Origin of the sequence: Tepidibacter formicigenes DSM 15518 (genome assembly GCF_900142235.1) — a bacterium.
Taxonomy (GTDB): Bacteria; Bacillota; Clostridia; order Peptostreptococcales; family Peptostreptococcaceae; genus Tepidibacter; species Tepidibacter formicigenes.
In genome coordinates, this window is the sequence record NZ_FRAE01000008.1 from 68321 (window position 1) to 81834 (window position 13514).

At 29.9% G+C, this 13514-nt stretch carries 13 protein-coding genes; 12 read left to right on the forward strand and 1 reads right to left on the reverse strand.

What is annotated here, in order from left to right; genetic code table 11:
• Positions 1–7 precede the first annotated feature (7 nt).
• The 12 genes from acsD (at position 8) to BUA77_RS02350 (ending at position 13180) form a co-directional block, all read left to right on the forward strand.
• A complete protein-coding gene (gene acsD, locus BUA77_RS02295; protein ID WP_143151280.1) occupies positions 8–952 on the forward strand; it encodes an acetyl-CoA decarbonylase/synthase complex subunit delta in 945 nt (314 codons plus the stop codon).
• Positions 953–977: 25 nt separating this feature from the next.
• Positions 978–2348: an acetyl-CoA decarbonylase/synthase complex subunit gamma gene (gene acsC, locus BUA77_RS02300; RefSeq protein ID WP_072886898.1), complete on the forward strand. Its 1371-nt coding sequence runs from the start codon at positions 978–980 to the stop codon at positions 2346–2348.
• Between the two features lie 75 nt (positions 2349–2423).
• Positions 2424–3209 (forward strand): carbon monoxide dehydrogenase/acetyl-CoA synthase methytransferase subunit, encoded by a 786-nt coding sequence (acsE, locus tag BUA77_RS02305; protein ID WP_072886900.1) that lies wholly within the window; start codon positions 2424–2426, stop codon positions 3207–3209.
• A gap of 22 nt (positions 3210–3231) precedes the next feature.
• On the forward strand, positions 3232–5361 hold the full coding sequence (gene acsB / locus BUA77_RS02310; RefSeq protein WP_072886903.1) for an acetyl-CoA decarbonylase/synthase complex subunit alpha/beta: 2130 nt from the start codon (positions 3232–3234) through the stop codon (positions 5359–5361).
• Between the two features lie 19 nt (positions 5362–5380).
• Positions 5381–5755, forward strand: coding sequence for a glycine cleavage system protein GcvH (gene gcvH / locus BUA77_RS02315; RefSeq protein WP_072886906.1), 375 nt, complete (start codon positions 5381–5383; stop codon positions 5753–5755).
• Between the two features lie 77 nt (positions 5756–5832).
• Entirely contained in the window at positions 5833–7764 is a 1932-nt protein-coding gene (gene acsV, locus BUA77_RS02320) for a corrinoid activation/regeneration protein AcsV (protein ID WP_072886908.1), read from the forward strand.
• A gap of 1 nt (position 7765) precedes the next feature.
• Entirely contained in the window at positions 7766–8632 is an 867-nt protein-coding gene (locus tag BUA77_RS02325) for a radical SAM protein (protein WP_072886910.1), read from the forward strand.
• A complete protein-coding gene (locus BUA77_RS02330; RefSeq protein WP_072886913.1) occupies positions 8629–9585 on the forward strand; it encodes a radical SAM protein in 957 nt (318 codons plus the stop codon). Before BUA77_RS02325 ends, BUA77_RS02330 begins: the two co-directional genes overlap by 4 nt.
• Positions 9586–10401 carry a lipoate--protein ligase family protein gene (locus BUA77_RS02335; protein ID WP_084605417.1) on the forward strand — a complete coding sequence of 272 codons (816 nt, stop codon included), beginning with the start codon at positions 9586–9588 and terminating at the stop codon, positions 10399–10401.
• A gap of 211 nt (positions 10402–10612) precedes the next feature.
• Positions 10613–12346, forward strand: a complete 1734-nt coding sequence (locus tag BUA77_RS02340) for a family 14 glycosylhydrolase (protein WP_072886915.1) — start codon at positions 10613–10615, stop codon at positions 12344–12346.
• 207 nt (positions 12347–12553) lie between these two features.
• The gene (locus BUA77_RS02345) at positions 12554–12742 is read left to right on the forward strand and encodes a CooT family nickel-binding protein (protein ID WP_072886917.1); all 189 of its coding nucleotides are present in this window, start codon (positions 12554–12556) and stop codon (positions 12740–12742) included.
• Between the two features lie 24 nt (positions 12743–12766).
• The gene (locus tag BUA77_RS02350) at positions 12767–13180 is read left to right on the forward strand and encodes a DUF3842 family protein (protein WP_072886919.1); all 414 of its coding nucleotides are present in this window, start codon (positions 12767–12769) and stop codon (positions 13178–13180) included.
• Positions 13181–13333: 153 nt separating this feature from the next.
• On the opposite strand, the gene BUA77_RS13665 is transcribed toward BUA77_RS02350, so the two are convergent.
• Positions 13334–13514: hypothetical protein (locus BUA77_RS13665; protein WP_278280546.1), on the reverse strand; the 181-nt coding region annotated here is incomplete at its 5' end.

The following is a 13514-nucleotide window of genomic DNA, read 5'->3' on the forward strand; positions in this document are numbered from 1 at the left end:
GATTTTAGTGGCATTTAAAATGTCTGTTCAAAAGTATGCAGGAAAGATTTCTGAAGTAGAAATTGGAGCAGGAGAAAAAGCTATAAAATTAGGTGGAGAAAATGTAATGCCATTTTATAGTTTTGATGGTGATGTTGGAAATTCTCCTAAAATTGGAGTAGAGATATTAGATGTTTATCCAGAAAATTGGGTAGAACCATTAAAGAATTTATATAAAGATGTAGCTAATAATCCAGTAGACTGGGCTAAATTTGTAGAAGAAAATTTCTCACCAGATTTTATATGCTTAAAATTTGAAGGTGCAGATCCAAATGGATTAAATAAGTCTCCGGAAGAGTGTGGAAAAATAGCAAAATCTGTAGCAGAAGCTGTTAATGTGCCTCTTGTTATTGCAGGATGTAATAATCATGAAAAAGACGCTAAGCTATTTGAAAAGGTTGCATCAGCTGTAGATGGATATAATTGTTTATTCTTAGCAGCTGTTGAAGAAAACTATAAAGCTGTAGGAGCAGCTGCTGGACTTGCATATCCACATAAAGTAGGAGCAGAATCTTCAGTTGATATAAATCTTGCTAAACAATTAAACATACTATTAACTCAATTAGGAGTTAAAGAAGAAAATGTAGTTATGAATGTTGGTTGTTCAGCAGTTGGCTATGGTTATGAATATGTTGCTTCAACTATGGATAGAATTAGACTTGCTGCATTTGGACAAAATGACAAAACACTTCAAATGCCTATAATAACACCGGTTTCTTTTGAAACTTGGAATGTTAAAGAATCTGTAGCATCAGTTGAAGATGTTCCAGAATGGGGATGTCAAGAAGAAAGAGGTATTGCTATGGAAGTTTCAACTGCTACTAGTGTTTTAGCTGGAGGGGCAAATGCAGTTATACTTCGTCATCCAAAATCTTTAGAAACTATGAAAAATCTTATTAGTGAATTAGCTTAATAAATGAGGTTAGGGGGAAAGAAAAATGGCTTTAAAAGGGTTAGATATATTTAAATTAACTCCAAAGAAAAATTGTAAAGATTGTGGATTTCCAACTTGTATGGCTTTTTCTATGAAGGTTGCAGCGGGTGCTGCAAAGATAGAAAAATGTCCTCATATGAGTGAAGATGCATTAGCAAAATTATCAGAGGCTACTGCACCTCCAATGAAAACTTTAACTATAGGTAAGGGAGATAGTGAATATAAATTAGGAGGAGAAACAGTACTTTTCCGTCATGAAAAAACTTTTGTAAATAGAAATAGATTTGCAGTTGTACTTTCTGATTCTATGAATGATGAAGAAATAAATGCAAAAATTGAAAATATTAAAAAAGTTAATTATATAAGAATTGGAGAAGAAATGAAGGTTGAAATAGTAGCCTTAAAATATGAAGGAAATAAAGATAATTATATAAATTTAATTAATAAAGTAAAGACAAGTGAACTTAAAGTTGCATACATGTTAATTTGTGAAGACAGCGCTGTATTAAAAGAAGCTTTAGAATTAGTTAAAGCTGAAAATCCTATAGTTTATGGAGCTACTAAAGAAAACTATAAGGAAATGGTGGAACTTGTTAAAGCTGATAAATTAGCTCTTGGAGTAAAAGCATCTAGTCTTGAAGAATTATATGGTTTAGTTGAAGATATTCATAAGTTAGGACATAAAGAATTAATATTAAATCCTGGTAGTTCTTCAGTTAAAGAAGCTTTTACAAATACAGTTCAAATTAGAAGAATTGCTTTAAAAGAAGGAGACAGAACATTTGGATATCCATCTGTTTTATTCGTAAATGAAATTGCTAAAGATGATAAGTTTATGGAAATAGCTTTATCTTCATTATTTACTGTTAAATATGGCTCTATAATAGTAATAAATGATATAGATTACGTTAGAGCATTGCCTTTATTTGCTTTAAGACAAAACATATATACTGATCCACAAAGACCAATGAGGGTTGAACCTAAGGTTTATCCTATAAATAATCCAGATGAAAATTCTCCAGTGCTTGTTACTGTTGACTTTGCGTTAACTTACTTCATAATAGCTGGAGAAATAGAAAGATCTAAAGTTCCAATGTGGTTAGCTATACCTGATGCTGGAGGATACTCAGTTCTTACAGCTTGGGCAGCTGGTAAGTTTGGTGGATCAAGTATAGCAAACTTCATCAAAGAAAGTGGAGTAGCAGATAAAACTAAATGTAGAAAACTTATAATTCCTGGAAAAGTTGCAGTTCTTAAGGGAGATATTGAAGATAATTTACCGGGTTGGGAAGTTGTAATAGGAACAAATGAATCTATGGAACTTCCAAAATTCTTAAGAGAATTTAATGAGGAATTAAGAACAGCTAAAGCCTAATAATTAAAATAAGGAAGGGTATAATACCTTCCTTAATATAAATATTAAAAAAATATTGAATGGGGGTAATCATTAATGGAAAGATTTATGATAATAGGAGAAAGAATTCATTGTATTTCACCTACTATAAGAAAGGCATTAGAAGAGAGAAATCCTGAGCCAATTCTAAAAAGAGCTAAAGAACAAATTGATGCAGGAGCTCATTACATAGATTTTAATATAGGACCAGCAGAAAGAGATGGAGAAGAAGTAATGACTTGGGGAGTTAAGCTTCTTCAAGAAAATTTTGATAATATACCTATAGCACTTGATACTGCTAATAAAAAAGCTATAGAAGCAGGACTTAAAGTTTATAATAGAGAGAAAGGAAAACCACTTGTAAATTCTGCTGATGCAGGTCCGAGAATTGATCTTTTAGATTTAGCAGCAGAATATGATGCAAAGTGTATCGCGTTATGTGCTAAAGAAGGTATTCCAAGAGACAATGATGAACGTATGGGATATTGTACAGAATTACTTGAAAAAGGTATGATGCTTGGAATGGATCCAGAAGATATATTATTTGATCCACTTTGCCTTGTAATAAAAGGTATGCAGGAAAAACAAATGGAAGTTTTAGAAGCAATAAGAATGATGACTGAAATGGGGCTTAAAACTACAGGAGGACTTTCTAACGTATCAAATGGTGCTCCAAAACATATAAGACCAATACTAGACTCAGCTTTCTTAGCTATGGCCATGGCTAATGGATTTAGTTCAGCAATAATTAATCCATGCGATAAAGAACTTATGGATACAATAAAATCTTGTGATGTTATAAGAGGAAATATATTATACGCTGATTCTTATTTAGAATTATAAAGTTAAATTAGGGGGAATTGAGATGAGTTTATTTAAAACTATATTTACAGGTTCTAATCAAGCATTAGAAGCTGCAACAGGATTTTTAAATAAAGCAATAGATGAAAAAGGAAGAGATCATACAGTAGCTTTTCCAGATACAGCATATTCACTGCCAATTATATATGCAGCTACTGGACAAAAAATGAATACTTTAGGGGATTTAGAAGGAGCTTTAGGGATAGTTAAAAGCTTAATAGGAGAAGAAAAAGAGAACTTAGAAAATGCATTAAATGCAGGACTTGGAACTGCTGTTGCATCTGAAGTAATAGAAGCTATTAAATATGCAACTGTTGATACTCCATATACTGAGCCTTGTGCTGGACATATAACAGACTCTATTATTCGTTCTCTTGGAGTACCATTAGTTACTGGAGATATTCCAGGGGTTGCAGTTGTGCTTGGAGAATGCCCAGATTCTGAAACGGCAGCTAAAGTGATAAAAGATTATCAATCTAAAGGTTTATTAACTTTCCTTGTTGGAAAAGTAATAGACCAAGCGATAGAAGCTGATGTTAAGATGGGACTTGATTTGAGGGTAATTCCTTTAGGATATGATGTTACAGCAGTAATTCACGTTGTATCTGTTGCTGTTAGAGCAGCACTTATATTTGGAGCATTAGAGCCAGGAGATCTTGAAGGACTTCTTGATTATACTCTTAATAGAGTACCTGCATTTGTAAATGCATTTGGTCCTTTAAGTGAACTTGTGGTATCAGCTGGAGCAGGTGCTATAGCACTTGGGTTCCCTGTTATAACTGATCAAGATGTATTTGAAGTTCCAACTAGATTATTAACTCAAAAGGATTATGATAAATTTGTAGCTACTTCTTTAGAGGCTAGAGGAATAAAAATAAAAATAACTGAAATTCCAATTCCAGTTGCATTTGCTGCAGCATTTGAAGGTGAAAGAATTAGAAAAGGTGATATGTTTGCAGAGTTTGGTGGAGGAAAAACTGAATCATGGGAATTAGTAATGAAGAGAGAGCTTTCTGAAGTAGAAGATCATAAGATTGAAATAATAGGACCTGATATTGATACAATAACAGAAGTTCCAGGAAGACTTCCACTTGCAGTGTTAGTTGAAGTGGCTGGAAAGAATATGCAAGAAGATTTTGAACCAGTTCTTGAAAGACGTATTCACTACTTCATGAATTATATAGAAGGGGTAATGCATGTTGGTCAGAGAGATATTACTTGGATAAGAATAGGTAAAGAAGCTTATGAAAAAGGATTTAGATTAAATCATATAGCTGAAGTTTTATATGCTAAGATGATGGATGAATTTGATTCAGTTGTTGATAAGTGTCAAGTAACTATAATTACTGATTCTGAAAAAGTATCAGAACTTAGAGGTAAATATGCTACACCAAGATATAATGCAAGAGATGAAAGGTTAGCATCTTTAACAGATGAAAGTGTAGATACTTTCTACTCTTGTAATCTTTGTCAATCATTTGCTCCAGCACACGTATGTATAGTAACTCCAGAAAGACTAGGTCTTTGTGGTGCTGTAAGTTGGCTTGATGCTAAAGCAACTAAAGAATTAGATCCAACAGGGCCATGTCAACCTGTACCAAAAGAAGGAGTAGAAGATGAAGTTAAAGGGGTTTGGAGTGCTGTAAATGAAACTGTTGCTCAAATATCTCAAGGTGCAGTAGAAAGAGTTACACTTTATAGTATAATGGAAGACCCTATGACTTCTTGTGGATGCTTTGAGTGTATTTGTGGAATAATGCCTGAAGCAAATGGACTTGTAATAGTAAACAGAGAGCATGGTGGAATTACTCCGCTTGGAATGACATTTGGAGAATTAGCATCAATGACTGGTGGTGGAGTTCAAACACCTGGATTCATGGGCCATGGTAGACAATTTATTTCTTCGAAAAAGTTTATTGCTGCTGAAGATGGAACTAGAAGAATAGTTTGGATGCCAAAAGAATTAAAAGATTATGTAAGAGAAAAATTAGATGCTACTGCTAAAGAATTGTATGGAATAGAAAACTTCACAGATATGATTTGTGATGAAACTATATCAACAGATTCTGAAGGGGTATTAGCATTCCTAGAAGAAAAAGGACATCCAGCATTAGAACTTGAACCTGTTATGTAATCTAAAAGGGGGTATTGCAATGAACTATCCATCTGATTTAAAATATGCTAAAAATCATATTTGGGTTAAAATAGAAGGAAATGAAGCATATATTGGAATAACTGATTATGCTCAAGATCAATTAGGTGAAATACTATTTGTTGAAATGCCAGAAGTAGGAGATGAAATATCAAAAGGAGAAGAATTTGGAGTAGTTGAATCTTCAAAGGTAGCTTCTGATTTAGTAGCTCCTATAACTGGAGAAGTACTTGAAATAAATGAAAAATTAGATGATGAACCTGAATATATAAATGAAGATGCATATGATGCATGGATTGTAAAAGTTAAAATAGCTGATGAAAGTGAATTAAATGAACTATTAGATTCATCTAATTATGAAACTGCTTTAGCATAATTTGGAAGGGGTTGTCTTGAAAGAGTCAGCCCCTTTAACTATATTTTTAAAAGTTCCATATATTGGAGGGATATGTTATGGTAAAAGTAATATTTAAACCAGAAAATATAGAGATTAGCTGTGAATATGGGGACAATTTATTGGAAGTTGCTAGAAAAGCGAATGTTTTTATAGATGCACCTTGTAATGGCAATGTGTCCTGTGGAAAATGTAAAGTTAAACTGATAAAAGGAAAAGTAGATACTAAAAAAAGTCATCATATAAAAGATGAAGAATGGGATGAAGGATATATTTTAGCTTGTAATTCTAAGGTAATAGAAGATGTAGAAATTGAAGTTCCTTCAAAATTATCATCATCAATGAATAAGATGAAAATAGAAGATTTATCAACTGAAAGAGATAAACAAATATTTGAAAAATCAAAAAAACTAATATTAGATAACAACATGAAGTTTAAATCTTATGTTAGAAAAGATTATATAGAAATAGATATTCCAAATCTTGATGATAATATATCTGACTTTGATAGAATAAAAAGACACTTAAAGAATAACTTAGGATATACAAAAGTATTTTGCAGACTTCAAATGCTTAGAAAAATACCACATATATTAAGAAAAGGTAGTTTTAAGGTAACTATAACTCATATACCAAGAGGTAGTGATAGAACTACTATAGTTAATATGGAAGCAGGAGATACTACTGATAGACTTTATGGAATAGCACTAGATATAGGTACTACATCAGTAGCGGCATGCCTTGTTGACCTTTATAAAGGAGAACTTCTTGCTAAAGCTTCTTCTGGGAATGCTCAAATAAAATACGGAGCTGATGTTATAAATAGAATAATATATGCAACGAAAAAAGATGGACTTGAAAAATTAAATCATGCAATAATACATGAAACTATAAATCCTCTTCTTAAGAAAATGTGTAAAGATTCAGGTATTGATAAGGATGAGATAATAGCTTTTGTATGTGCAGGAAATACTACAATGTCTCATTTGTTACTTGGTGTTTATCCAGATTATTTAAGACTTGAACCGTATATACCAACTTTTTTAAGAGCACCATTTATAAAAGCTTCAGAGCTTGAACTTAATATAAATCCTGAAACCTTTTTATATATAGTTCCATCAGTTGCAAGTTATGTTGGAGGAGATATTACAGCAGGAGTTTTATCATCTGGGATTTGGTCATCTGAGGAAAATGTTCTTTTTATAGACTTAGGGACAAATGGAGAAATTGTGTTTGGAAATAAAGATTATTTAATGACTTGTGCCTGCTCTGCTGGACCTGCATTTGAAGGTGGAGAAATAAGCTGTGGAATGAGAGCAGCAAGTGGAGCTGTTGAAAAAGTTGAGATAAATAGAGATACATTTGAGCCAATCTTGAAAATAATAGGAAGTAATCAGCCAGAAGGAATATGTGGTTCAGGAATTATAGATTTAATATCAGAAATGATGATTAGTGGAATTATAGATAGAAGAGGAAAAATAAATAAAAATATAAATTCTAATAGAATTAGATTTGATGAGCATGGAATAGGAGAATATATAGTTGCTTTTAAAGAAGATTACGAAATTGAAAAGGATATAACTATAACTGAAGTAGATATTGACAGCTTTATAAGAGCTAAAGGAGCTGTTTATTCTGGGGCAGCTACTCTAATTACAAGCCTTGGAATGGACTTTAGCATAATAGATAAGGTATATATTGCAGGTGGGATAGGAAATAGCTTAGATATTGAAAAATCAATACTTATTGGACTTCTTCCAGATATAGATAGAAGTAAGTTTTCATATATAGGAAATAGTTCTTTAATGGGATGTTACTTAACATTAATGAGTGAAGATGCTCGATATAAATTAGAAGAATGCGCCAGTTCTATGACTTATGTTGAACTAAGTGTTTATCCTAGTTATATGGATGAATTTGTATCTGCTTGTTTTTTACCTCATACTAATATAGAGAATTTTCCTACAGTTAAAAATATATTGGAGGACTAATATGAAACTAAAAGATAAAATGAAAAAAGCATTAAAAATAAAAGAAGATAACTTTGGTAATAAAATTAATTTTTCTTATCCTAATAAAACTTTAGCAGTAACTATAACTGGAAATGAATGCAGTTTAAAGTGTGCTCATTGCAATGGTCATTATCTAAAGAATATGACTCCAATAGATAATTTATATGAAAAAATAAAAAAAAGAGATATAAAGAGTTTTCTTATAAGTGGAGGATGCTCTTTTACTGGAGATGTTCCAATAAATAGATACATAGATGAAATTAAAAATCTAAAAAAACAAGGCTATAGATTGAATGCACATTTAGGTCTTATGAGTGAAGAATATATAAAAAATATAGTTAAATATTTAGATGTTGTTTCTTTTGATTTGGTTTTAGATGATGCTACTATAAAAGAAGTTTATAAAATAAACAAGACTAAAGAAGATTATATAAATACATATAAAATATTAAATAGATATGCAAAAGTAATTCCTCATATATGTATAGGGCTTAATAAAGGAAAAATAAAAGGGGAATATGAAATATTAAAATTTTTAGAAAATGAAAATCCGAAGGGGATAACGTTTATAGTACTTATTCCTACTAAAGAAACAGAGTATGAAAATGTAGCCCCTCCTAAAATAGAAGATGTAATAGATATAATTTGTGAAGCTAGAATTAAATTTCCTAATATACCGATAAATTTAGGATGTATGAGGCCAAGAGGTGAATATAGAAAAAAATTAGATGAAATGGCAGTTTCTTCTGGTGTTAATAATATAGTTTTACCATCTAAAGAAGCCTTTAATAAAGCTATGAAACTTGGATATGACATACAAAAATTAGAGGAGTGCTGTGTATTATGATTAGAGTATCTTGTGGAACTGCCATGGAGCTGAATATTTTAAATGGAAAATTAGATATAGCTCCAACTACAGCTTATTTGATGATAGGAAATAAATGTAACAATAAATGTGCATTTTGCTCACAATCTATAGAAAGCACCTCAAGAAAAGATAAGCTTTCTAGAGTATTATGGCCAGAATTAAAAAAAGAAGACTTAATTAATGCTTTTTTAAATTATAAAGAAAATAATATAAAGAGGATATGCCTTCAAGTTATGGGGAGTAATGAAGCATTAAAAGAAGCAATGGATTTTATAAAATATATAAAGTCTAATTTAGATATTCCAATATCTGTTTCAGCTAAGGTTGAAAATGAATATGATTTAAAAGAATTACTTGAAATTGGTGTAGATAAGATTGGAATAGCAATAGATGGAGCCAATAAAGAAGTGTATGAAAAGGTAAAGGGAACTAATTTTGAACAAAAAATAGAATTTATAAAAAATATGGGAAGTAAGTATAAAGGAAAAATAAGTACTCATATTATAGTAGGACTTGATGAAACTCATGAGGATATATTTATATTATATGAAGATTTAATAAAAAATAGTGTAACTGTTAGCTTGTTTGCATTTACTCCCGTAAGAGGGACAAAGCTTGAAAAACATGAGCCACCTTCTATAGAAAGCTACAGAAGAGTTCAACTTATGACTTATTTAATTAAAAAAGGGTATGAAAAAGATAGTTTTAAATTTGAAAATGGATATTTAACATCCATATCACCTATAGATACAAAAATTTATGAAGAAATAAAAAAAGGTATTCCATTTAAAATATCAGGATGTAAAGATTGTAATAGACCATATTACAATGAAAGACCAGGAGGAACAATATATAATTATTCTAGAAATTTAAATGATAATGAATGTATAAAGGTTATTGATGAATTGAATATAAAATTAGAGGTGATATAATTGGAAAAGTGGAGAGTTATAAAAAATGAAACATATGATGCATATATGAATATGGCAATAGATGAAGCTATAATGACAGCTTATAGTGAAGGAAAAGTAGATCCAACTCTTAGATTTTATACATGGAATCCAGCTTGTATTAGCATTGGATATTTTCAAAAATTAGAAAAAGAAATAGATTTAAATAAGTGTAAAGAGCTTAATATAGATTATGTGAGAAGAAGTACAGGAGGAAGAGCGGTACTTCATGATGATGAACTTACATATAGTATAGTAGTTAGTGAAAATCATCCTTTAATGAATGGAGGAATAACTAAATCTTATAAATTTATAAGTGAAGGGCTTTGTAAAGGGTTAAATTTATGTGGAATTAAAACAGATGAATTATCAAGAGGGGAGAGAATAGGAAGAGATAATCTATCATCGGCTTGCTTTAATGCTCATTCAGCTTACGAAATAACTATTAATAATAAAAAAGTTGTAGGAAGTGCTCAAACTAGAAAGGATGGTATAATTCTTCAGCATGGATCTATAATATTAAATTTTGATGTGAATAAGTTATTTTCGGTTATAAAGATAGATGATGAAAGAAAAAAAGAAAGACTTATAAGGTTTACAGCAAACAAAGCTAGTGGGATAAAAAATGAAACAAGAATTAAAATAGATATTAATATATTACAAGAAAATATAGTTAAAGCTTTAAAAGAACATTTTAAAGTGGAATTTTATGAATGTAATCTTACAGAATACGAGATAAGTATTGCAAATGAGCTTTATAAAAAGTATTCAAGTGATGATTGGAATAAGAAGAGATAATGCAGACTTATAGAATTATTTTTTAAAAGACATAGATTGTTTTTAGTGGTTTAAGTTAACCTAAATAAAAAGCAATGATATGTCTTTTTTTACTAAGTAATAGTTTATTAAAAAAATATTTAAAAATTCGCAAAAATGAATATGCAAACGATTGCATAGATGATATAATATTAAAGAAAGTAATAAAATAAATAAGTAAAGGGGATGTCATATGAATAAGAAAAAAATTATTAGTAGAATTACTGTTTTTTTGATAATTTTAAGTATGCTTGTATTATCAAATACAAGTAACTTTTATTCTTATGCACAAGAAAATAATTTTACATCTAATGTAATGGCTCCACTTCATGTTGATGATTGGAATCAATTTGAATATGAATTAGCCATGGCAAAAGATATGGGAGTAGATGCAGTAAGTGTTGATGTTTGGTGGGGAGATGTAGAAGAATACGATAATCAATTTGATTGGAATTATTATGATTGTGTATTTAAAAAAATAAAGGAAGCAGGGCTTAAGATTGTTCCAATTATGTCTTTTCATCAATGTGGAGGAAATGTAGGAGATAGTTATAATTCATATCTTCCAAGTTGGGTATGGGATAAATACAATGGAAAAATATATATGAAAAGAACACTTAAGTATGATGATTTAAAATATAAAAGTGAATTAGGAAATACAAGCGCTGAATATTTATCATTGTGGGTAGATGATTTAGTAAGTAATGAATATATAGATTTTATGAATGCTTTTGAAGAATATTTTAAGGGATACAAAGATGATTTTGCAGAGATTAATATAAGTTGTGGACCAGCAGGAGAACTTCGTTACCCTTCTTATAATGCTCACGATAATAATAATTTTTATAGTGGATTTCCTAATAAAGGATATTTGCAATGTTATTCTGATTTGGCACAAGAAGATTTTAGAAAATGTATGTTAGAAAAGTATAAAAATTTACAAGGAGTAAATAAAGCTTGGGGATTGAATTTAAATAATATAATGGAAATAACACCACCTATGGATGGAGGTAATTTTTTCTATGGAGAAGGAAAAGCATATTTAAATTCATCATATGGAAAAGATTTTATTGAATGGTATAACAAGAGATTGGTTAATCATGGGAGAAATATGATTACTTATGCTTTAAAATCATTTGACGATGAATTATCAGATGTTCAATTGGGAATTAAAATTCCAGGTATTCATTGGCAGATAAATAATGGAAATTATCCTAGAACAGCAGAAATTAATGCAGGAATTATTAATACTAATTTTAGCGAACAAAATGGATATGGATATAATCCAATTATGCAGATGATAAAAGATTTTAATGGAAAAGTAATACTTCATTTTACATGTTTAGAAATGAATGATGGAAATGGAGGAGAATATACATCAGCAGCTAAAACATTAGTTGGATGGGTAGGTGATACTGCAAATGATAATGGGGTAGAAATTAAAGGAGAAAATGCTTTAAATGTAGGAAATGATGATAAACAATTTTGGGATAATATAAAAGATGGGGTAGATAATCATCATTATAATGGAATTACAATTTTAAGAATGAATGATGTTGTATATGGAGATTCAAATAAATATTATCATGAATTAATAAACAGTAAAAAAGTAAAGTCAAATAATGAAGGAAGCATTACGTTTAGAGTTAACAATGCAAATACAAATTTTGGAGAAGAAATATATGTAGTTGGAAATCAGCCACAACTTGGGAATTGGGATCCAAATAAAGCAGTAAAATTATATACGTACAATTATCCTTCGTGGACTGTAACTGTAGAAGGATTTGAAAAGGGAAGTGAAGTAGAATTTAAGTTTATCAAAAAATCAGAAAATGGAGTGACTTGGGAAAATATTGAAAATAATAGAAAATACAATGTAAATAGTGGAGTGGGAGAATATATAGTAGATTGGAACGATAAAAGATAAAGTTTGTTTATAATTATATTGACTATGAATATTTTAGCGTGATATACTTAAATTGGAATTAAATATAAAAAATTGAAATTATGAAGATTTCTTTAATGCTTCTGAAGAAGCTTTAGAGGAATCTTTTTGCTTATTTACAAGTTACCTATTAATTTATTAAAATATAATTAGAAAGAAGTATAAATTATATATATTGGAGGGATTATTGTGTGTGAATCAACAGCTTATTTGTTTAGAGAAGATGGGCTTGAAAAAATAATGGATAATGTTGTATATATGAAACCAGAAGATGGAAAAGTATACTTATCTGATCTTTTGGGAGAACAAAAAATAGTAGATGGAGAGGTTAAGGAAATTAGACTTATAGATCATAAAATAATAATACAAGAAAAATAGATTAAAATACTTGGGGGATAAAATATGATTATAGCAGTAATAGATGGAATGGGAGGAGGAATAGGCTCTCAAATAGTATCGAATCTAAGAGACGAGCTTCCTTCTTATATAGAAATATATGCACTAGGAACTAATTCAACAGCTACTTCAGCTATGATGAAAAGTCATGCGAATAAAGGAGCTACAGGAGAAAATGCGATATGTGTTTCTTGTAAAAAGGCAAATATTATAATAGGTCCTATATCTATAGTAATACCTAATTCTATGATGGGAGAAGTAACTAGCAGAATGAGTGAATCTATATGTGATGCAGAAGGAATGAAAATACTTCTTCCATTAATGCCTGAAAATTTTGAAGTAGTAGGACTTGAGAATAAGCCTTTAATGCTTTTAATAAAAGATGCAGTTAAGCTTATAAAAAAAGAGTTTAATATATAGGTAGTTGCAAAATAGAGTGAAAGGTTATCCACAGAAAAATTGAGTTGAAATTACTAAATAGAAAGAGTTATTAACAGTAATATTCAAAAAAAGACGCAGTTAAATAAAGGTTCAGTAAAACCTTTTTAAAAAGGATATAGAGTTTAAAAAAACTTAAGCAATTAAAGATTTAATAGCAAGAGGATTGTGGATATTGTTAGTCTTAAACATTAAAACAAACGCAACTAACTGAGAAATACAAGCCAGTAAAACATCAGCTTTTAAAGAAACAGTATTTCTAACTTTAGATGATTTGATTTGAATAAAGTTTTTTAGTTGAGAAATAGACCTTTCA

Bases quoted from the DNA above. Each gene is read 5' to 3' on its own strand.
- acsC (WP_072886898.1), top strand. From the start codon at position 978: ATGGCTTTAAAAGGGTTAGATATATTTAAATTAACTCCAAAGAAAAAT.
- acsE (WP_072886900.1), top strand. From the start codon at position 2,424: ATGGAAAGATTTATGATAATAGGAGAAAGAATTCATTGTATTTCACCT.
- acsB (WP_072886903.1), top strand. From the start codon at position 3,232: ATGAGTTTATTTAAAACTATATTTACAGGTTCTAATCAAGCATTAGAA.
- gcvH (WP_072886906.1), top strand. From the start codon at position 5,381: ATGAACTATCCATCTGATTTAAAATATGCTAAAAATCATATTTGGGTT.
- acsV (WP_072886908.1), top strand. From the start codon at position 5,833: ATGGTAAAAGTAATATTTAAACCAGAAAATATAGAGATTAGCTGTGAA.
- BUA77_RS02325 (WP_072886910.1), top strand. From the start codon at position 7,766: ATGAAACTAAAAGATAAAATGAAAAAAGCATTAAAAATAAAAGAAGAT.
- BUA77_RS02330 (WP_072886913.1), top strand. From the start codon at position 8,629: ATGATTAGAGTATCTTGTGGAACTGCCATGGAGCTGAATATTTTAAAT.
- BUA77_RS02340 (WP_072886915.1), top strand. From the start codon at position 10,613: ATGAATAAGAAAAAAATTATTAGTAGAATTACTGTTTTTTTGATAATT.
- BUA77_RS02350 (WP_072886919.1), top strand. From the start codon at position 12,767: ATGATTATAGCAGTAATAGATGGAATGGGAGGAGGAATAGGCTCTCAA.